Origin of the sequence: Candidatus Tisiphia endosymbiont of Dioctria linearis (assembly GCF_964026545.1) — a bacterium.
Classification (GTDB): Bacteria; Pseudomonadota; Alphaproteobacteria; order Rickettsiales; family Rickettsiaceae; genus Tisiphia.
Genome location: NZ_OZ032156.1, coordinates 1,243,383 through 1,264,860, shown reverse-complemented (window position 1 = coordinate 1,264,860; position 21,478 = coordinate 1,243,383). Strand labels below are relative to the sequence as shown.

The following is a 21,478-nucleotide window of genomic DNA, read 5'->3' as shown; positions in this document are numbered from 1 at the left end:
TATGAGATGCACTTCCTACTGTACTACTTCTGAATACAAAATGAATGATTTAGTAATAAACCTCAATAAAATCGGTCTTGAACCTAAATATTTCGATGATGTACTATATATTCAAAAAGAACAAGGGGAAAATTTAAATCCTATCGATGTTTTCTTTTTCCCTTTCGGTTGCGTTACTATATGGGGAGCTGAAGAAAGCCAAGAAAAAATGCTCCTTGCAGAAATAGCAGCTCTTAAAACTAATCAAAATGACGAGCTAGTTTCCGACTTTATTTATTTTGATTATGATGAAATTACTGGTAAAACATTTATTGATGAAGAAAAAAACCAAATCATTCTTGCCGATAAATCAACTTTTATAAAATTATCTATCTCGCATGCTTTAGCTCAGTCAGTTAAGCTTAGTGTACTAGAAAAATCGGTAAGTAATCTAATTGTAAAAACCACTCCAATTCAACAAGAACTAGCCAGTACAGGTAGTGTATCACTTTCCAAAAAAGAAATATCTCAACAAATTGGGATATTATTTAACGAACGATATTCAATTAATTTACACAGCGATATATTGGATACTCCTGAATTTTTTTGGCGTCGTCCTAGTTACGAACCTTTATACTTAATGACTGCAGAGTTCCAAGATATTCAAATTCGTCAGAATATTCTTAATAATCGACTAAATATGATTCATGAACTTTACAATATTTTGTCAAATGACTTAAACTGTAAACACTCTACTAGACTTGAATGGATCATTATAATATTGATTACTATAGAAGTTGTGCTATCCCTTGCTCATGACAATCTCTTTTTCAAAATCATTGACTATTTTATAGATAAGATTTGAGATTTTGGATAGAATAAAAAATAACTGATACAACTTATCTACAAAAATAAAAATATTCATCTTTTTATAAAAAAAATATAATAATTACTTAGTGATAACTTAATTTTGAGTTATCATTTATATTATATAAAGTAATATGGTAATTTTTATGGAAATTCTCGATCAACAGTTAAAGTATGAAAACTGTCAATATGCTGATAGGCTACTCAAAAAACTATCTCAGCTGAACCAACAAGTAAGTTCACCAATAGATATTGAGGAGATTAAAAAAGGTATCTGTTACGCAAAAAAATATCATGGTAGCCAAATGCGACAATCCGGTGCCCCATATTATTCTCATCCAATAGAAGTAGCATATATGGTGGCTGAATATACAGCACAAGAAATGCCTGAATTGTTTAGGACTGATATGATTATTACCAGCTTACTACATGATACTATTGAAGATACAATACTTACTGAAAATATTATTGATAAGGTTTTTGGTACGCAGATTGCCAGTCAAGTGGCAGATTTAACTAGGATCAAATCTTATGGGAAGATCAGCTCAGCAGAAACATTAAATTTATTATATAGTCAAAAGAAAGATGATGTTTTATTGATTAAGTTATTTGACTGACTTCATAATATGCAAACTATTGGATATAAATCCCCAGAAAAGATTAAGAAGATAGTTGATGAAACAGTACAGAGTTTTCTAGCTGTATGTATTTATTTTGGTTATATAAAATTGGAAGAGTATTTATTCAAATTATGTTGTAATTCTACATCTGTAGGATATAATATAAACGAGCTAGAAATTACTTATTAAATTATTAATTGCGTAACTTCTCCAACATTTCAAAATGACGCAAGGCAAATCCATACGCCACAAGGAAGGGTACAAATAATATTACTATACCCCAATTACCAAAAAAATCTATTAAATAAACTAATCCAAAAGAAGTAACAATAAACATTATCGCACGTACCACAGCAAATGAGATACTGACACATCTAAAACGTTTAAATACAGGAAACTGCTTATAAAATATTGGAGTCGCTGGAAATACCCTTGGTCCAAATATCACTATAAAGAACTGCAATAATAATAAATGGACAGAAGATTGAATATTATTCAATAAATACGGTAAGAATATAATAGTACTAGCAAAAATTACTAACCTTGTCTTTGAAATTTTTAATGGAGATATCTTATAACTTAAATAAGTATATGCAATACCAATAAGTAGATATGTTATTGCAATAATCAAGTTATGAGCAATAATTTGCTGAGAAGTATAATTGAAGATGGTTTTAAGTATAGTACTACAATGCATATACAGGAAATAAAAACAAATTGGTCCAGTAGACTCAATTGATAAATAAGCCAATATAGTTTTTATATTAATTTTTTCATTTAACATTTCTTGATTAGTAACATCCTTTTTCTCTAGACCAAAAGCGTTAAGTTTCTTTACCAATCTTTTGGTTGCATCAGCAAATTCTGGAGTTTCTCTAAGTCGTGTCCTTGCTACAACTCCAACCATGGCAATCACTGCACCAAACAAAAAAGCATATCGCCATTTAAATCTATATGAAGTAACAAGCGTTGCAACACCTAAAGCGAATACTGCTCCTAGATCAGCAAATATCGAAATGGCAGCAACAACAGGATATTGTATTGGTGGTTTGGTTACTTCTGTTAAATATAATTCTGCCCCTACTACTTCTCCTAAAGATGACATGCCTTGCACTATCCGACAAATAGTGATTAATGCAGAAGCGGTAATACCAATTTGTGCATAAGTGGGCAAACTAAACATCACCAAACAACAAAACGCCATCATGAAAGTTGTGATAACTACCGTAGCTTTGCGACCTACTTTATCACCTATCCAACCAAATAGCACCGCACCAATTGGTCGGAAAACAAAAGTAGCACAGAAGGCGAAAGCCGACAAAATACTAGCTGTATGCGGATCACTTTTGGGAAAAAATAACTCGTTCAACAATACTGCCATATGTATATAAAGCATCAAGTCAAAATACTCTAAAAATGTACCAATTGACAGCAACCCAACCGCTTCTGCTTGCTCCCTAGTTAGATTTCTTTGTTTTCCTTGATATTTTATTCCGGCAGAAACCATAATATTTTACTCCATCAAGTAAGGCTAGCTAACTTTGTTTAATTTTTACATCAGCTAGTCTAATATATAATGGCTCGATAGAGTTAGAAAAATTATACTTTCTAGCTATTTTATCAACTATGTATTGACATATATGCCACGCCTTAATTCTGGTGAAACGCGGTAAGATTATTACATTTTCTAAATCCTTAATCTTGTCGTATATCATCTCTAACCCACTACCAGCACAGACTTTAATAATATTATCTTCTGTATTTAATAACTGCCCAACTTGGTCATAATTTATCAATAAAGGAATAGATGACTGTCCATCTTGATCAAAAACCTGGCTATATAATTGCTCTCTATATGCATTAAGAAAAATAAAAAACTTAAAGGTAACCTTTTTATTATGGTTACTTACTTGTCTAGTGGCTCTCCACCAGGAATACTCAAAATTAGATACAGTAGTACCTATGATATTGGTACTTAGCAAAATGCCTTTTGCTACTGACAACCCTACCCTAATACCGGTAAAACTACCTGGCCCATTCGTAACAGCTAGGTAATTTAAGTCATGATAAGAAAGCTTTGCTATTCTCAGAGCTTCTTCAATCATTGGTACTATTGTTTCAGCCTGCATAGAGGGTCTTAAATCCTCAATATAGGCTAAAATAACTTTGTCTTCAGAAATCGCAACAGATGCACTATTATTTACCGTATCCAATGCTAAAATTTTCATTTATACTATCAACTCTTTAAATCACTTAATTATACCTCTTGCATAACCTAATCTAATTGGTAATTTTGTTGTCAAAACTCGTCTCCGTTCCTCACGTACATCTTAGTACGCTGCGGTACTCGACTTCGTTTTTCCTAAAAATTCCTCAATTATCTTTAGGTTATGCAAGAGGTCTATTATACTAAAATAGTAATGACAATGGAAATAAATAGAGCAATTTTTAGATTGTACGATATTCGTGGAAGCAGTCTGCTGGATATTAATACAACTATTGCTTATAAAATTGGATTTTGTTTTACTAAACTGAGTATATCTAAACAAGGGAACAAAATATTGATAGGGCGGGATGGTAGATTAAGCTCCCCTGCCCTTTACCATGCTTTGGTTAATGGCATTATCTCAGCTGGTGGACAGGCTATCTCAATAGGAGTCGCCCCCTCCCCTGTTTTATATTTTGCTGATAAGATATTTAAGCCACAAGCTAGTATAATGATCACAGGTTCACATAATCCCAAAGATGATAATGGCTTTAAAATGTTATCACAAGGCAAGTCTTTTTTTGACCAACAAATACAGCATTTACTGAATAACATTCTAAGTACTGATTGGTCTAATATGCCTGATAAGTTTGTAGCATCATCTATAGTCAATTCAGGAGAAGTAGATAGCAGGAGCGATGGAGCGACGCCTATAAGTAATAGGCGAGTGACGAGTGACGACGTCACCAACTTCTCATCAATTGACTATATAGTGAAAGAGCTGGATATCACAGCTCTATACATAGATAGGATTTTACAAGAAATAACTATAGAACCTAAAATAAAAGTAGCATGGGATCCAGCTAACGGTGCGGCTGGCAGTATTATTAACTTATTAACGTTAAGGTTACCTAACCAAAATATCGTTATCAATTCAGAAATTGATGGTAATTTTCCTAATCACCACCCAGATCCCACTATTGCTAAAAATCTAGAACAACTAATAGAAGTAGTTAGAACCCAGGATTGTGATATTGGTATTGCATTTGATGGAGATGCCGATCGTATAGCCATTATAAGTAAGAAAGGACGAATAATTTTAGGCGACCAGATTCTTTGTATATTAGCAAAAGATATAATTGATCAAAATCCACAAGCAACTATTATCATCGATATTAAATCAAGTAGTGCCATATTTAATCAGATTAAGTCATATGGCGGAAGACCGATAATGTGGAAAACAGGTCATTCCTTTATTAAAGACAAGATGCAAACAACTAAGGCATTACTGGGCGGCGAAACTAGCGGTCATATATTTTTTGCTGATAAATATTATGGATATGATGATGCAATTTATGCTGCTCTACGGTTTCTTGATTTACTATCAAGATCAGAAAAAACCTTGGACGATATGATAGATGAGCTACCTAAATGTCATAACACCCCCGAAATTAGTATTCCGGTACCAGATGATCTCAAATTTGATATTATTCAGCAAATAAAAAAGGATTTAATCAACCAAAATATCGCTTTCAATGACATTGATGGTATAAGGATTGACTCATCAACTGACTCTAATGCATGGTGGTTACTCCGATCCTCTAACACTGAAGCCAAAATTATCGCTAAATATGAATCAGATAGTTTGGAAGGGCTGAATAGTATAAAATCCGAACTTGCATCTTTACTAGCCAAATATGGTTTAAAGCTAGGTTAATAATATATAGCACTAACCTAATTGTAAATAGTAATAATAGTATAACCAAGTCCTAGGCTCTGTGAACAAAATTTAAATTACTAGATTTCGACTCTTTTTAGCTGCAAATTATAAGATTTTTTTGAAATAGAACTAACTATTCCGGCAAAAATCTTATTAATTTTCGCTTAAAAATACTCAAAATCTAAACAATTAAAATTTTGTTCACAGAGCCTAATAAATAGGATATAATAATGTCATTATGACACATTCAATAGATTTTCGAAAGAAAGTATTTTAAGATATGGCTAATCCATCTCTTCTTTCAACAGTCCCCTAATAGACGCTTGATGAGCAGATTTTTTTCATCATAAGAAAATAGCAAAAAAACCGTGAACGCTCACGTATACAATCGCTGAAACACTAATATATATTAGACTTCCTGCATAAGTCAAAAAAGCCCTCGGGATTTTTATAAGAAACGAAGCCGAGTACCGCAGCGTACATAAACGATTGTTACGGAGCGGAGGCAAGTTTCAACGAAAAAATCACCAACTAGATTGACTTATGCAGGAAGTCTATTGATTAGACAGAGAGTTTTGGACTACAGCTTGTAATCCTTAAAGTTAGGTGGTAGCGAGGGAGGGACTTGAACCCCCGACAAGCGGATTATGATTCCGCTGCTCTAACCAACTGAGCTACCCCGCCATGATGGAAAGAGCTTCAATACAAAAAAAGTAAGCCTCTGTCTTCCTCGCAATGACGCTAACCACATACGATTTTTAAAACGCCCTAGGAGGAGGCTGCCTACGATATAGTCAATTAACCTCTGAATTAGTGCCGAATAAGCACCCATCGTGTTGTCTATTAGCGAGGAGGCGTAAGCCTCCGAAGCAATCCATTGTAATCATTTTTTTGGATTGCTTCATCGACCTACGGTCTTCCTCGCAATGACGTTGACCACTAAAATGTATGCCTAGTATCTTTAACGTTTAGAGAACTGAGTACTTTTTCTAGCTTTATGCTTACCATATTTTTTCCTCTCCACAACCCTTGAGTCTCTGGTTAAGAACCCAGATTTGCGTAGAATACTGTGAAATTCTGGGGCAATTTTATCAAGAGCTCTAGCAACGCCATGTAATACAGCTCCCATTTGTCCTGATTTTCCGCCACCTTTGACAGTACATATTATATCATATTGTCCAGAAGTTTTGGTTACAACGAACGGCTGTAAGAGAGATTTGGTATGAGACTCACGAGTAAAATATTGCTCCACATCTTTTTTGTTAACAATTACCTTACCGCTACCACTTTTTAACCAGACTCTAGCAATTGCATTTTTTCTTCTGCCTGTACCATAAACCTTGTTATCACTGTTTTCTGCAGATGGTTTTTGCTTAACTAACTTACTCTGAACTGGACTGTTCTTAGTGTTTTCACTTTGAAGCTTCAATGTTGTCATAATTCACTATTTTTTATTCTTGGTATTTTTACTTGCAAAATCATAAATTTCTGGCTGTTGAGCTTTATGTGGGTGTTCATTCTCTGCGTAAACATATAGATTACTCATCTGCTTTGATCCCAGAACATTTCGTGTAATCATCCTTTTTACAGAGAGTTTAACGACACGCTCAGGGTACTTACCAGCCAGGATTTTTCCAGCAGTTGTATCTTTTATTCCACCCGGAAAACCAGTATGACGATAATAAATTTTGCCATCTTTAAGAGCTGATTTTTTACCTGTCAAACAAATATGTTTGGCATTAATTATTACTACATAGTCCCCACAATCTAAATGAGGAGTGAAAGAAGGCTTATGTTTACCGCGTAAGATTTTAGCTACTTCACTAGCAAGCCTACCTAATACAAGATCTTTAGCATCTATAACCCACCACTTCTTTTGAATTTGCGATGGTTTTGCAGAATAAGTTTTCACGTTATATATCTTTATTAATTACAATTATACTTGGAAATAGCAAAAAATTGCTGTTTCCACTACCAAATTTCCACTATCCAAGCAGTGAGCTATATTAAATAGCATTATAACCAGTATTTTGTCAAGACAAATTACAATAAATTATACCATAATATAGTCTCTGGACTAATCTACCAATATAATTTTTTTATCAGTAATAACATACATAGCACCACAACAGGTTTTGCCCTGATATTCAATATTTTTAATAATTTTACTAATCACCGGGATGGTACTTAAATTACCATTAATATCTGATTGGAAACTATATAATTCACCTTTAGCAGAGATAATATTTAAACTCCAATCTTTTTCCTCAGTTGTTTTACCAATTATCGGGGCTAAAAATGATGAAGCTTTAACTTTCTTGACATCTTTTTTCCCATCGTTTAGATCTGCTACAAACTTAACTTTACCAAATTCAGTGCTTATGGCAGCCACTTGTCCAGCATTATTTGTTATAAATAAACTATTGCCAGCTAAAGACATTGATTGCACATCATAAGCTTTAGTTTGCCAGAGGATATTAGCAGTCATAATGTCTAGCTTTATTAGCTTACCAGCACTATTAGCTATATATATATGAGAGTTATTGATAATAGGTTTGCATAATATAAAAGCTGCCTCAAAATTTGGTAAACCTATTTCTTGCTGGCTAGATAAATCGTTAGTCCACAAAACTTTGCCGCTATTAGCTTCTAGAGCAATAATTTGCCCTGAATTATAATTTACTATCACATAACCATTTTGTACTATTGGAGCAACATGATAACTTGATGACAAAGTTTCAATTATACCTTCATGTTGCCAAACAAAATTTAATTTCTCAATATTAATCGCTAATATTTGATTAGTTATTGTTTGAACTATAATAGTATGATCATTAATTAATACTGGTTTTATTCTAGTAATATCAGGTAATTCTTTTCTGATTATTTCATGCCCTGACTTACTATCTAAAACTACCAAGAATCTTGAACCATAGGTAACGTATAGTTTATCATTATGGTGTAAGATCCCACCACCAGAATAATAGTCACTTTTGTTAGTACTTATATTGTATGACCACATAATAGATTTGTCTTTCATAGAAAAGGCGGAAACATTACCTTTATTATCTATGGTATAGACAACAGCTTTCTTAAAAATTGGCTCGGCTATTATTTTATGTTTTGTAATAGTATATTCTTTATTTCGAAGCATTTCAGGGCTAAATATATTTGTCTTTACCGTAGTAGAATCTATTTGAATTGCTTCATTACTTTCTACAGATAATCTAGGAGTTAATTCTACAATATTTTTAATTCTTTTAGCTGCAAGATTACAAGAAGTTAGAATCAAAGGTAGTAAGAAAATAATTAATCGTTGTTTTATCATAATTTAGACCTTGTATTATTGTAAGTTTAAAAGTAAAGCTTTAGCCTGCTCTTTAACTACTTGAGTTGTACTTTCTAGTGAGATCAGTTTTTTCAAAGTATTTTCTGCTAAATCTTTTGAGTTGTTTCTAATATACCAAGTTGCTTTGATAATATTTGCTGTACCGAAAAATGGTTTATTTTCATCATCAAAATAATTTAAATATTTCTCGATTTCATTAATGTTTATATCAGATAAATTTGGGTCGTCTATCATTAAACTCAACCAAACTAAACAGGCATATGCACTTGTTAATTCGTCATAATTGTTGTTATCGATAACTTTTTTTAATAAAGTTCTTGCTTCAATAAAATCTCCTTGGTGTATTTTGATACTAGCTTGCTCGATAGCAGCTAAACCACTTACTTTATTATTACTTGTTGTCATTAAATTATCCAAAGACTTTATAGCAAGGTCTTTGTTATCATTAATAAGGGCTATAGATTTAGCTAAAATATCACCTGTCTTTTGGTTATTCTCTATTGCCTTTCTATCACGCCAATTATTTATTAACATAAACAATATTACTATAAGTGTAAGGATTATAGTAATAGGAAGAATTTTTTTAAAGTAATAAAGTTTTTTTTCTTCATTTTTATCACTTAAAACTTCTTGCAAAATGTCAGTCATGATTATTTACCAATTATTATTCACCAACTATTATTCATATATCCTAATGCTTACAAGCAAATTTAATTCTTGCCTCCTTAGCTCTTTTTATTGAGGTTGCTGATCTATTTGGAAACTCTGCTTCAAGTTTATCAAGAATAGAACATGCCTCTTGTATTTTTTTTAGCTCTCCAAGAGATAATGCTAATTTTAGCAGGGAGTCAGAAGCTTTACTCCCTTTTGGCGATTGTTTATAACCTTTTAAATAATTTATTGCGGCTTTATCAAACATCTTACGTCTAAAAAAAGATTCACCATACCAAAAATAAGCATTACTTAACAAAGGACTCTTAGAGTAGTTTTTTAAAAAATTTGCAAATTTTTCTTCAGCATCTGTTAATTTATTATCTTTTAAAGCGGCAAGTGCTAAATCATAAAGTTGTTTATCTGCTGCCACTCCCGAAATAGGTTTTACAACATCAGTAGCAACAACTTCTTTCTCTACTTTTTTAGTAGATGGTATATCAAAGACATCATTAGCCACAGAATCATCTACTAAATTTTTTGATGTATCGCTACTATCTTGGGAATTTGTTACCTCTTGTTTTGTCGAGTTTAAAAATTTCTCTAATTTAGTAATAGTATGTTCTATTATTTCAATTCTGCCGAGTAAATGTTGATTTTCTTTTTCTAAAACATCTAATCTTTCTGCACAATCATTAGATGAATCAAATTTCAAGCTTTTTCTAGTAATTTGATTTTCAGCAAATACTGGCGTAGCAATCAAAGTAATTAATAAATATATAAAAATTGTTCTCATACATTAATGTTTGATTTAAAGGTTATAAAACCAGCTGAGTATACTAGAATTTTTATAGTAATCTATAACTTTTCAGTTCAGCTTGATTTTTTATAGCTAACTCCACCTTACGCATAGCATTTAAGTCATAGGAAAAATAACCTAGCGTCATTGCGAGACCACGTAGTGGTCGTGGCAATCCATTATTTTTGGATTGCTTCGTCGCTACTAAAGTAGCTCCTCGCAATGACGGTTGTGAGGTTAGATTGCCACGCTCATGTACGTTCGCTCGCAATGACGCCAGAAGGTGGATTGCTGCAACCTACTTGCGTGGTTTCGCTAATAGACAACATTAATTGAATTAGTTATATTTATAAATATAGCAGATTTTTTTGCTCCACTAATAGCTGTTTTCATTATTTTTGCGATATTGCTTATTTTTTTATTATTCCCTATTAGGAGGCTGCCTACAATTCTATCAAATTAAGGTGTGCTAATGATAAAATTCTTGCTATAATAAATCAATATATGTGAACGGTAAATGAATAGCTGGATTACCAGAATGTTAATTAATAATATAGAGGTTAGATTAAGTTTTCATGTCTAAAGATAAAATTACAGTGGAAACCTTGGAAAAACAACTCCTTGAAATCCTGCAAACTAAAGATCAAGCTGTTGGTGATAAATTAGTGCCTGTGATTGATAATTTTGTTCACAGAGCCTAGCGGTGGTAAAGAAGGTATACAAACAAAAAGACTTGAAGCAGTAAAAAAAAATTACTCAATCTGACTTAGAAGTAAGAAGGCTAAAGCAAACAGGTCGAGGATAACCCTAATAGACGTCTTGTCCTTTAACTTTTTTTCCGTGAATACCCACACTTAATTCTTATAAAAAAAATACTAAAGATGCTTAGTGGAAGGATTATCACATGCTATAATACACTTTTCATCTAACTAAATATAAGTTAAGTAGTAATTATGGCTAATATATTTAATCTACCAAAAGTGCAAGTTTTTATAAAAAGGCTGCACAAATTTATAGCATATTTTTTGTACAGAAAAAATATTATTATCCTTATAGGAGACAAAGGTACATTTCTTTGTGCTTTGGTTCACAATAAAGTTGTAGGTAATTTATTTGTATCTGCTGAAAAGCAAAATGAATTAGACTCCTATAAAGAATTTTTTGCTAAATTCAAGAAACATTATGTTTTCTTCTTATTAAGCGGTTCTGAATGTCAATTACGTCATGAGCTAGTACCTGTACTACATTCAATAGTAAAAACCAATCCTGTGGAGAAGTTTATTGAGGAGTATTTTCCCCCAGATTATATAGTTGGTTACAATGTTTATAATATTAATACCAGACCTAGTGAAGTGTGGAATACTCTGATTGTATCTAGCCCTTATACTCCACCTTTAAGTAAACTATTGGAGAATCTACTAGCAAGTAATACCCAAAAGTTTGGAGGGGTTTATTTTTTATCTTTAGAGTTGCAAACAATTATCGATAAAATTATAAAAAATGTTGAGAATAATAAATATAGTGAATATTTACAAATTTTTGTATGTATTTTAAATACCAGTGGTATTAAACTTGTTGTTAAACACCAAGGTAATATAATCTCAAAACAAACATTGGACTATCCAGCTGATAAGTCAGATTCATATATTCAGGGTATAATCGAACAAGAAGTGGAAGATTGTTTGATATCTTGTAAAAATTATATTGATAATCTAGCCCTTAAAGTTTGTATAATTTTCATAGTAGACCAAAATTTAAAGTTACTGTTAGAACAATCCAATTTTGCTGGACATCCAGTAATATGTATAGTCAATTCAGGGGAATTTGATAATAAATTTTCAGATGGGATGATCGTTAAATTATTTAATGAACAAAAAAGCTTTCTAGCCTCTAACCAATATTTAGAATCGATAGCTAAACTCAATATTATCAGCTCTTTAGTTTTTAAACCACTTATTACTATAGTAATAATATTGATATTTGCCGCATCTGTTATCAAAGTTAAAACCATAGCAAATTACAAAAAATTGGATCTTTTAAATTCACATTATTTTAGTACTGAACAAGATTATTATAATGTTAAGCAAACTTACCCATATCTTCAAAATACCACTAATTTAGCTGACTTATATGTCTTTGAATCATTATTGCAAATGCCTGTACCAATACCATTTGATTTGTTAGAAAATTTTTTAACAAGTTTGCCACCTGATCTGCACCTAGAAGAGATTAAATGGCAAAGGTTGGATATAGATAACACGTTATCATCATCTAATCAATATATACAAATCGAGATGTCACTAAAACTTATCGCTAATAATATGTTAATTGAAGAGGCTACTAAGCTTTTGGAACAAAAAATTGTGAATTTTAGTAAAATATTTAGCAATAGAGATATTAATTTTACAATATTTACTGAACAAATATTAGATTTACCTAATAGAGTGGTAATACCGACATCGGTTATTATTACTAAAAAGAAAGGATAAAAGATGCTTAAAAATTTTATTATTCACCTAAAAAATGTTATATTTTTTAAGTTTGTTATATGTTGTTTGTGTATTTCTACGATTTTATGGTTGTTGCAAAGTCTTAATAAAGATTATATAGAGTCGATTGCCAAGAATCACAATATTGAAGAATCTCTAGCTCAAGAAATGTTAAAACTATACTCTATAATAAATTCAAAAAACAAAATACTAGAGACATACGCAAGATATTCGAAATTATTATCTATTTCTGCTAGACAAAATTGTTTAGAGCGAGCAAGATTAATAACAAGAATTGATAGCTTGTCAAAAAAACACAACCTAAATGAGCCGATTACTATCTCAATTAAACAAAGATTCTTAAGCGGTGTTAGGTCAGATATGGGAACAAAACAAGATACCATAAGGATAAAGAACTATGATGTTTATATAAGATTTGCTACTAAAGATTTTATAACCTTCTTGACAATTATAAATGAAATATACTCTTGTATGCCGGAAAATACTATTGTACTATCTATAGACGTCAAAAAAGAAGATGTATTAGAGCCCAAGGTTATTTATAAACTATCAACAGAAAGAACCCCTGATATGATCTTTACAAAACTTAACATGCGTATAAGAGAAATAACGGTAAATAAATAAGATTATGGACATCTTCAACAGTATAAATATTTCTATATGCAGAAAAAGCATATGTGAAGAGTTAATTAATAATATAACAAAGCAAGCATGTTTAACACTTGCTAATGTAATAGCTATTGATTACGAAATTAGACTTAAATCAACACCTGAAATTAAGGTTCATATAAATAATTGTATTGGTAAATTACGGGCTTTTTTTGGTCAGAAAGTTATTACCGATGATAGTTTTTCAACAGTATTAATGTTATTTTCGGTAGCAATCTCTGCGGATGCAGTAGACTATCAGGATAGAGATAATATTCTAAACAAATCAGAAGATATAGTAATTGATACAATAATAAATACAAATTTTGGTGAGGCAAATTCTGAAGAAAAGGGAGTAATAAAACAAGTGGTAAAAGATTTATTGGCAGCAAAAAATAGTTATGAATTAACAAATTTTATCCAAGTTGAACCAGAAATATTTCGTACAACGGTAATGCATGCGGTAAAAAAATATCAAAACCCCAAAGAAGTAAGTGATAATATTCAATTAGAAATGAATAGAATAGTAACTGTTACAGCAAAACATAATAAGAAAATGGAAATATTTAAACAAGCAACCAGCAAAATTATAACTGCTATTAGTATTTTAGCAGTTGGAGCTATTAGTGTTGCAACAGCTGGTGCCACATTTGCTTTTATGGTAGTCCCAGCTTCTATTATAGCAATAGAATATGCTCCCAAAATAGGCGAGAAGATTGGTGGGATGATTCTCAGTGCTGATAAATCGATGAGTGAGCAAGAACAAAAAATTACTACGCTAAAAACTAATTTGTCAAAAAATAATAAAGAATTTTTGACCAAACAGCAATCAGTAGAGTATAATATTGCCAAAGAACATCTATTAAATAGTGATATAAAGTCTGTAGCTAATCAAAAATATAACAAATTAAATATAATAAAAACTCAGGTACAGCCTAACTTGCCTAATAAAATATCTTCGCAAAATAGCAAATCTTCAGGACAAATTAAACAAAGGTAACAATATGTTAGCAACTTGGATTCTCCTTATATTTGCCGGATTATTTGAAATAGGTTTTTCTATATCGTTGAAATTGTCAGATGGTTTTACCAAAATAAAACCTATTATAGCTTTTATTGGTTTTTCAATATTAAGTTTTATTTGTCTCAGTAAAACTCTGGATAAGCTACCTCTTGGTACTGCTTATCTTCTATGGACTGGTATCGGAGCGGTAGGAACAGTAATAGTAGGAATAGTGTATTTTAATGAGCCATATTCTGCTATGCGAGTTTTCTTTATTAGCACTATGATAATTTCCATGATAGGTTTGAAGTTATCTTAACCCATTTACCTTAATGGATTGCTTCGTCGGCTTATGCCTCCTCGCAATGACGTTATCTGTCATTGCGAGACCACATAGTGGTCGCGGCAATCCACACTTATTGGATTGCTTTGTCGGCTTGTGCCTCCTCGCAATGACTTTGAGCAATATTACTTATAATAACTATGATCAGGCTTATTTACCCTAAATTTTGGCAAAGTAAAAATATTATTGCCTACTTATTATTACCATTAAGCTGGTTATATCTTTTTGCTAGTTATCTACGAAGGGTCACATCTCGCCCAATAATATTTCCTTGTAAAGTAATTTGCGTTGGTAATATAAGCATCGGGGGTACTGGTAAAACTCAAATAGTGATCTTCCTTGCTAAGCTATTGAAGGCTGTTAATATTGATTTTATAATTATCAGTAAAGGTTATGGCAGTAAGCTTCAAACGGCATTGTTAGTTGAAGCACATCATACAGTAGCAGATGTCGGGGATGAAGCAGTAATGCTGTTAAAATATGGTAGAGTCATTGCTGCAAAGAAAATTCAAGATATAGGTTATTTTATAGAAAAGATTAAGCCAAAGGTGATTATAGTAGATGATTCAATGCAGAATCCTAATTTTCATAAGGATCTTGTTATTCTATCAGTTGATGCTAATAGGTTATTTGGCAATGAATTCTTAATTCCAGCTGGTCCTCTGCGTCAATACCCCAAACAAGCTATTGACAAAGCTGATATAGTTATTTCCGTAGGATCTGATTCTTTTCCCTCATATATAGCTAACCTAAATGTTAAGTCCAACTTACAAACGTCATTGCGAGAAGCTGCTTTAGTAGCTACGAAGCAATCCAGGAAAGTGAATAGAAATGGATTGCTTCGCTCTAGCTTCGCACCTCCTTGCAATGACAGCAATTTACTATGGCTAAGTGCTAATCATATTAGCTCTAAAGAATGTGCCTTTTTTCAAGCTCAAATAGTTCCCTCTATAGACATAGATAAGACAAAAAACTATTTTGCCTTTAGTGGTATAGGCAATCCTGAAAGATTTCTCTCTACCTTAGAAAATTATGGACTGCAGTTAGTTGGTCATAAAATTTTCCCGGATCATCATCAATATTCTACAAAAGATTTAGAATATTTAAAAGAGCAATCAAAAAAATCTAACTCTCTTTTAATAACAACCAGAAAAGATTACGTACGAATATGTGATACTGACTTATCAGTAATATGTTGCGATGTACATCTATTATTAGATAATCAACAATCATTAGTAGATTTAATATATGAAAAAATTATTTAATAATATTAAATACCTACTAGAGTATTTTCTTGTTTTAATAATAGTAAAGATACTAGGAGCATTGGGTATTGACAAATCTGTAAATATTTGTCGATATTTAGCAAGGAAAATAGCCCCTTTGTTACCAGTCAATAAAGTTGCAAAAGAAAATATTCAAAATATTCTTGGCAATAATCTATACACAAATGAAGGGTCTATAAATTCTCAAGCAATCGTTAATCAAGTATGGGAGAATTTTGGCAGTTTTATAGGAGAATTTCCATATGTTAATAAGATGTCAGAGGAAGAATTATCTAGACGAATAGAGATAAGTGGTCTTGAGAATATAATAGAATTCCAGAAATCACAGCAACCATTCTTATTCTTTACCGGACATTTTGCTAATTGGGATTTTGCTCTTAAAATTAGCAATAAATTTTATCATAAATTTGCTATTATCTACCGCAAATTAAATAATCCTTATGTTGACAAACTAATTAACGATACACGTATAAGTAATGATATAAAGCTAATTCCCAAAGGAGCACAAGGTGCAAGAGAGCTAATATCTGCTATCAAATCAGGATATTCCATTGCCATGCTGGTAGATCAAAAAATGAATAATGGCATTGAAGTGCCATTATTAGGACAGCCCGCCATGACTGCTCAAGCAATTGCCAAAATTGCCTTACAGTTCAGCTACCCAATTATACCATTACAAGTGGTTCGCACTAATAGTAATAGCAGTTATTTTAAAGTTATTATTCATCCGCCAATAGAATTACAAAAAACTAATAATAATCAAGCAGATTGTTATAACATAATGGTTACTATTAACCAAATTTTAGGTAATTGGGTTAAAGAAAACCCAGGTCAATGGTTCTGGTTTCATAATAGGTGGAAGAAGAATAATAATAAACATTCAAAGATTAAGTAATTGCAATTACTTAATAAATATGTATACTCTCCTGCTTTGAATGATTGATACCGCAAATATATAGTTAATTCAGGAGAATTTGGTGCTAGGAGCGATGGAGCGAAGCCTATATGGAATAGGCGAGCGACGAGTAACGACGTCACCAATTTCTCATCAATTGACTATACCTGTGGGGATATTCGCCTGCGTACCCCCTTTTACAGTTAAATGCGAGTCGTAGGTAAAACATGCATTTTTATAAAAAAATTAATAAAAAAAGAATGTTATGACAAGGGTAACACCTCCTCAGAAAATTATATCTTTCGCTGAAAATAAATCTGACTTAGAGAAAATTACTCAATTTATTACGGATGGTTGGACAATAGTAAAGTTAATACCTTATGGTAATTATTTTATTGGTGTCATGGAAAAGATGCAGCATGACCACACTATAAATGACCAAGATAGAACTGTTTATATACCTCCAAGAAAAAAGATCATTTTTACTTGAGAGTTTTCTATTTTCTAGACTCTGTGAACAAAATCTAGATAGTCCCTCCGTCATTGCGAGAAGCTACTTTAGTAGCGACGAAGCAATCCAAAAGGATACAAATAGATATTAAGACTTGGATTGCTTCGTCGGCTTACGCCTTCTCGCAATGACGTTTTGTACTTTAACTTTTTTTCGGTGAACGCTCACTATACTGAGCTGGAGAATAATTCTCATCATGTTTGGTCAACAACTCACGAGCTATAAATATGTCATCTGATAGTTTACCTACAGCTATTATTCCTTGATTCTCACGAAACAAAGCTGGTAAAACCCCTTGGTAAGATATTTCTAGGTCTTTAATATCATCGGTAATGACAAAATGCACTTTATCGGCAGTAATTTTTTTAATTGAACCTACTTTAACTAACCCCCCTACCCTAAATTCCTTGCCAAGTTTTAACTCATTAATTTTTGATGGAGGATAAAAAAATACTATATTATCCTCAAGATTATATAATATCATATATACTCCCCCAGCACTGCATAATAGGTAAAATAATATAATTTTTAATCTATTTTTCACCTTTTTTTGCATTAACTAACCTAACCTTAATCTTCTTATAACCTAGCCAACTTGTTACTAACAATAAGCCAAGAGCTAAGAAAGCAAACAGGTATGAAACTAGTAAATAATTCATCTTAATATCTTTTTTGATTTTGTTCCATTATTCTAATAAATTCTATAATCTCTTGAGCTGAACTATCTAAGTAAAAATGCTTTACATATTTCCCTTGTCTATCCATCAGATAAACAAAAGACGAATGATCTAACATATAATCTTCACTATTAGTATCTATTTTAGCATAATACACCTTAAACTTATCAGCCACTTCTTTAATCTGTTGTTCGTTACCTGTTAAACCAATAAATTTAGAATTAAAATGCTTTAAATATTCCTTAAGGACAACCGAAGTATCACGTTTGGGATCGATAGTAATAAAAACAAATTCAACATCAATTTTATATTTATCAAGAGTATTAATGACCTCCATTATCTTTTGCAAAGAAGTAGGACAAATATCAGGGCAATAAGTGAAACCAAAATAAATTAAACTCAATTTTCCTTTCAAACTATCACTATTGAAAATATTACCATCTTGATCAGTTAGCTCAAACTTTCCGCCAATTTGCACATCATCATTATACCCCCCTCCTCTACCAGCAAGAGGCTTCTGCGGTGTATCAAAGGATAACCACAGATAAAATGACACAATAGTTATCAATAACCCCACTGCTATAATAATTCCTATGATAATATTAGACTGACGTTTCTTTTGCATTATATTCTTCTTTATGTTACTTATTTTATAATATTGATAGATTGTCTATTCAATATTTGTGCTACTTCCAATGCTGCGTAAGTAACAATGTTACTAGCCCCAGCACGCTTAAAACATAATAACGATTCTATCAAAGCTGCTTGCCAATTTAAGGCATTGGCATCCGCAGCAAGTCTCAACATAGCATATTCGCCGCTGACCTGATAGGCAAATATATTAGTATTAAAGCTATTTGCCGCCTGAGCTATGATATCCAAAAACATCATACCAGGTTTAATCATAATCATATCCGCCCCTTCAGCCAGATCATGTTCTATCTCTAACATAGCCTCTCTGCTATTGCGTACATCCATCTGATAGGTCGCTTTATCTAGATAAATTGCCTTATTACTGCTCACCGCATCTCTGAATGGCGAATAAAAATTTGAAGCATATTTTGCGGCATAAGATAGTATATTAACATTAATAAAACCTTCTGAATCTAGCATTTGACGTATTGCCATAATCCTACCATCCATCATATCAGATGGGGCTACGATGTCTACCCCAGCCGTTGCTAAAACTAAAGCTTGTTTACACAAAGCTTCAACCGTCTTATCATTATCTACATCACCATTATGTAAAATACCATCATGACCATGCGTAGTATAAGGATCCAGTGCAACATCACATATTACACCAATATCAATGTTAGCCTTTTTGATACTTCGGATAGTCCTACACATTAAATTATCTAGATTATACGCTTCATCCGCATTGTCACTTTTTAACTTTGCCTCTATACAGGGAAAAAGTATTATGGCATTTATGCCATTCTCATAAGCCTGCCTAGCCGTCAATACTACTTGATCAATAGACAACCTATATATACCAGGCATGGTGCTAATCTCCTGACGTTGGTTTTCCCCTTCAACAACAAATAATGCTAGCACCAAATCATTAACGCTAAGCCTATTCTCTGCCACTAATTCTCGTAACCACCGAGTTTTTCTATTTCTTCTTAATCTTACTGTTGGATACATCATATTTCCAATTTTTTAAGTTTAATACACAAATTCAAGATAACTTTAATTGTCCTGAATGCAGGTTATTGACGAATAATGAACTTTTCCATCCTCTCCATAAAATTCTTCAATTATATTTTCATTATTTAACTTCAAAAGACAAAAACCATTTTGTACCCTTATATCGTCATTCTGTACTGGAGTATTCTCATACCAAATCACTTTACTATTAGCAGCATAAGCTGCAGCATTGCCATAAGGAATTGCTGCATGTCCCGACAAACGCACTTTTACATTATCAATATCTTGATAAACTGCAGCACAATGCAGATGCCCATAATACCAATATTTTAGATTATTACCTAAAGCATCCTTAACTTGATTCCAGATAGGCATTGTATCATTATTAACATAATCAAAAACAAAGTGGTGAGTTAAAACGATAGTTCTCTTATTTTTAACAGCAATTTGCTTTAAAAATAATATTTGACTGTCATTTAATCTTCCCTCCATGTAAAAAGTCTTTTTATCGGAAAAATACGCAGAATCAAGACCAACAATAACCCAATAGTTATTTTCTAAAGCAAAGTAACTATTTTGTTGTTGTTCAAAGATTTTATTATCTAAAGTAGTATTAAAATATCCTCTTGCTCCATCAAACATTTCATGATTAGAATTAAGTGTGAAATTACCTTTCGTGCCAATTGGCCATAGTGATAGTAATTTGTCTCTTGATTCTCTAGCAGTTCCTGCGTAATAAACATCTCCTAAATGTATAGAATAGCATGGATTAAGATTTTTAATATTTTTAGAAATAGTTGAAGCAACTGTACTACCATCCCAATCTCCAGTACCAAAATCACCAAAAATGCTTATTGTAGCTTCTTCTGACATTGGTATTATTGCTGGGGATTCTCTAAAAAGAGCAGGATCATCTATATTTTTTAGAAAAGTAATTATAGATTCTGCCCACCCAATATCAAGTGCTTCATATTTACCAAGACCAATAATTTGACCATTAGATCTTACTCGAAATGATTTATCTTTACTTTCTAATATTCGATTAATTTTTTGTATATGCTCGGTATCTTTACCATCAATAATAGACTTAACCAAAGAAAATTCACTTATCTTCTCAACAGAATCAGGTTGTTCAATAAATTCTAAAAGATGATTATTATGCTTTGTCAATAATTCTTTAATATTAGAACCTTCTCCTATATTGCTTAATAATTTTTCAAATCTTATTGCTGTTTCAGCTATATTAACCATAACTTTACCACAACTAAAATTCTCATCTTTTACACCATTCTTTCTTTAAGTTAACACCTATCGCAACAGTAACGGAAAAGCTATCTAGGCTCTGTGAACAAAATTTAAATTACTAGATTTCGACTCTTTTTAGCTGCAAATTATAAGATTTTTTTGAAATAGAACTAACTATTCCGGCAAAAATCTTATTAATTTTCGCTTAAAAACACTCAAAATCTAAACAATTAAAATTTTGTTCACAGAGCCTAGGAGGCTGCCTACGATAACTAATTAATTATATTTTGAGCTATTTTTCGGCGAGAATAAATATGATTTTTCAAGAAAATCATGTTTATTCACAGCTAAAAAGAGCCAAATATAGAATTACTTTAGTTATTGCAGGCAGCCTCCTAGAGCCTTAACCGGTTAGCTATAGTCTATTACCTTTTACTATTTTCAAGCAATATATCACAAAAATTTCTGCCACTAAGTAAAAAAATGTTTTAATTGCATAAAAATCCAATATTTTACATA

The 21,478-nt window shown here is 31.9% G+C and carries 23 protein-coding genes and 1 tRNA gene; 11 read left to right on the top strand and 13 right to left on the bottom strand.

From position 1 onward, the window contains the following. Nucleotides 1-40: 40 nt before the first annotated feature. From AAGD42_RS06165 to AAGD42_RS06155, 3 genes are all read left to right on the top strand, one after another. Nucleotides 41-844: an RMD1 family protein gene (locus AAGD42_RS06165; protein WP_341760728.1), complete on the top strand. Its 804-nt coding sequence runs from the start codon at nt 41-43 to the stop codon at nt 842-844. A 148-nt stretch (nt 845-992) separates the two neighbouring features. Then, complete coding sequence (locus AAGD42_RS06160) at nt 993-1,463, top strand: HD domain-containing protein (protein WP_341752647.1); 471 nt, start codon at nt 993-995, stop codon at nt 1,461-1,463. A 9-nt stretch (nt 1,464-1,472) separates the two neighbouring features. Beyond that, on the top strand, nt 1,473-1,655 hold the full coding sequence (locus AAGD42_RS06155) for a hypothetical protein (protein ID WP_341752646.1): 183 nt from the start codon (nt 1,473-1,475) through the stop codon (nt 1,653-1,655). 4 nt (nt 1,656-1,659) lie between these two features. Here AAGD42_RS06155 and AAGD42_RS06150 read toward each other — a convergent pair whose 3' ends face one another. Both AAGD42_RS06150 and tsaB read right to left on the bottom strand, forming a co-directional pair. After that, nucleotides 1,660-2,973: an MFS transporter gene (locus AAGD42_RS06150; RefSeq protein WP_341752645.1), complete on the bottom strand. Its 1,314-nt coding sequence runs from the start codon at nt 2,971-2,973 to the stop codon at nt 1,660-1,662. A 28-nt stretch (nt 2,974-3,001) separates the two neighbouring features. Then, complete coding sequence (tsaB, locus tag AAGD42_RS06145) at nt 3,002-3,694, bottom strand: tRNA (adenosine(37)-N6)-threonylcarbamoyltransferase complex dimerization subunit type 1 TsaB (RefSeq protein ID WP_341752644.1); 693 nt, start codon at nt 3,692-3,694, stop codon at nt 3,002-3,004. 198 nt (nt 3,695-3,892) lie between these two features. Between tsaB and AAGD42_RS06140 the strand changes: the two genes are divergently transcribed. Then, complete coding sequence (locus AAGD42_RS06140; protein WP_341752643.1) at nt 3,893-5,389, top strand: phosphomannomutase/phosphoglucomutase; 1,497 nt, start codon at nt 3,893-3,895, stop codon at nt 5,387-5,389. Nucleotides 5,390-5,999: 610 nt separating this feature from the next. Here AAGD42_RS06140 and AAGD42_RS06135 read toward each other — a convergent pair. The 6 genes from AAGD42_RS06135 to ybgF form a co-directional block, all read right to left on the bottom strand. Continuing rightward, nucleotides 6,000-6,076 (bottom strand) — tRNA-Met (locus tag AAGD42_RS06135). Nucleotides 6,077-6,353: 277 nt separating this feature from the next. Continuing rightward, nucleotides 6,354-6,830, bottom strand: coding sequence for a 30S ribosomal protein S9 (gene rpsI, locus AAGD42_RS06130; RefSeq protein ID WP_341749912.1), 477 nt, complete (start codon nt 6,828-6,830; stop codon nt 6,354-6,356). 6 nt (nt 6,831-6,836) lie between these two features. Continuing rightward, a complete protein-coding gene (gene rplM / locus AAGD42_RS06125) occupies nt 6,837-7,304 on the bottom strand; it encodes a 50S ribosomal protein L13 (protein ID WP_341752642.1) in 468 nt (155 codons plus the stop codon). Between the two features lie 165 nt (nt 7,305-7,469). Beyond that, complete coding sequence (locus AAGD42_RS06120; RefSeq protein ID WP_341753411.1) at nt 7,470-8,717, bottom strand: PQQ-binding-like beta-propeller repeat protein; 1,248 nt, start codon at nt 8,715-8,717, stop codon at nt 7,470-7,472. Between the two features lie 18 nt (nt 8,718-8,735). Beyond that, nucleotides 8,736-9,389 (bottom strand): DUF2659 family protein, encoded by a 654-nt coding sequence (locus tag AAGD42_RS06115; protein WP_341752641.1) that lies wholly within the window; start codon nt 9,387-9,389, stop codon nt 8,736-8,738. A gap of 43 nt (nt 9,390-9,432) precedes the next feature. Continuing rightward, entirely contained in the window at nt 9,433-10,188 is a 756-nt protein-coding gene (ybgF, locus tag AAGD42_RS06110) for a tol-pal system protein YbgF (RefSeq protein ID WP_341752640.1), read from the bottom strand. A gap of 956 nt (nt 10,189-11,144) precedes the next feature. Between ybgF and AAGD42_RS06105 the strand changes: the two genes are divergently transcribed. The 7 genes from AAGD42_RS06105 (at nt 11,145) to AAGD42_RS06075 (ending at nt 17,366) form a co-directional block, all read left to right on the top strand. Next, the gene (locus AAGD42_RS06105) at nt 11,145-12,680 is read left to right on the top strand and encodes a hypothetical protein (RefSeq protein WP_341752638.1); all 1,536 of its coding nucleotides are present in this window, start codon (nt 11,145-11,147) and stop codon (nt 12,678-12,680) included. 3 nt (nt 12,681-12,683) lie between these two features. Beyond that, nucleotides 12,684-13,325, top strand: coding sequence for a hypothetical protein (locus tag AAGD42_RS06100; RefSeq protein ID WP_341752637.1), 642 nt, complete (start codon nt 12,684-12,686; stop codon nt 13,323-13,325). Nucleotides 13,326-13,329: 4 nt separating this feature from the next. Further along, entirely contained in the window at nt 13,330-14,349 is a 1,020-nt protein-coding gene (locus AAGD42_RS06095; protein ID WP_341752636.1) for an RP853 family protein, read from the top strand. A gap of 4 nt (nt 14,350-14,353) precedes the next feature. Next, nucleotides 14,354-14,671 (top strand): DMT family transporter, encoded by a 318-nt coding sequence (locus AAGD42_RS06090; protein WP_341749902.1) that lies wholly within the window; start codon nt 14,354-14,356, stop codon nt 14,669-14,671. A 164-nt stretch (nt 14,672-14,835) separates the two neighbouring features. Then, nucleotides 14,836-15,960, top strand: coding sequence for a tetraacyldisaccharide 4'-kinase (gene lpxK, locus AAGD42_RS06085; protein WP_341752635.1), 1,125 nt, complete (start codon nt 14,836-14,838; stop codon nt 15,958-15,960). Beyond that, entirely contained in the window at nt 15,944-16,876 is a 933-nt protein-coding gene (locus AAGD42_RS06080; protein WP_341752634.1) for a lipid A biosynthesis lauroyl acyltransferase, read from the top strand. Before lpxK ends, AAGD42_RS06080 begins: the two co-directional genes overlap by 17 nt. Nucleotides 16,877-17,141: 265 nt before the next feature. Continuing rightward, nucleotides 17,142-17,366 carry a DUF2674 domain-containing protein gene (locus AAGD42_RS06075; RefSeq protein ID WP_341749899.1) on the top strand — a complete coding sequence of 75 codons (225 nt, stop codon included), beginning with the start codon at nt 17,142-17,144 and terminating at the stop codon, nt 17,364-17,366. Between the two features lie 163 nt (nt 17,367-17,529). On the opposite strand, the gene ccmE is transcribed toward AAGD42_RS06075, so the two are convergent. From ccmE to AAGD42_RS06050, 5 genes are read right to left on the bottom strand one after another with little or no spacing between them, the layout of a single operon-like run. Then, complete coding sequence (gene ccmE / locus AAGD42_RS06070; RefSeq protein ID WP_341752633.1) at nt 17,530-17,943, bottom strand: cytochrome c maturation protein CcmE; 414 nt, start codon at nt 17,941-17,943, stop codon at nt 17,530-17,532. Further along, nucleotides 17,921-18,046: a hypothetical protein gene (locus tag AAGD42_RS06065; protein WP_341752632.1), complete on the bottom strand. Its 126-nt coding sequence runs from the start codon at nt 18,044-18,046 to the stop codon at nt 17,921-17,923. Before AAGD42_RS06065 ends, ccmE begins: the two co-directional genes overlap by 23 nt. Before the next feature lies 1 nt (nt 18,047). Then, on the bottom strand, nt 18,048-18,689 hold the full coding sequence (locus tag AAGD42_RS06060) for an SCO family protein (protein ID WP_341750930.1): 642 nt from the start codon (nt 18,687-18,689) through the stop codon (nt 18,048-18,050). Between the two features lie 20 nt (nt 18,690-18,709). Next, the gene (hemB, locus tag AAGD42_RS06055; RefSeq protein WP_341753410.1) at nt 18,710-19,711 is read right to left on the bottom strand and encodes a porphobilinogen synthase; all 1,002 of its coding nucleotides are present in this window, start codon (nt 19,709-19,711) and stop codon (nt 18,710-18,712) included. Between the two features lie 45 nt (nt 19,712-19,756). Further along, complete coding sequence (locus AAGD42_RS06050; RefSeq protein ID WP_341752631.1) at nt 19,757-20,965, bottom strand: hypothetical protein; 1,209 nt, start codon at nt 20,963-20,965, stop codon at nt 19,757-19,759. Between the last annotated feature and the right edge of the window lie 513 nt (nt 20,966-21,478).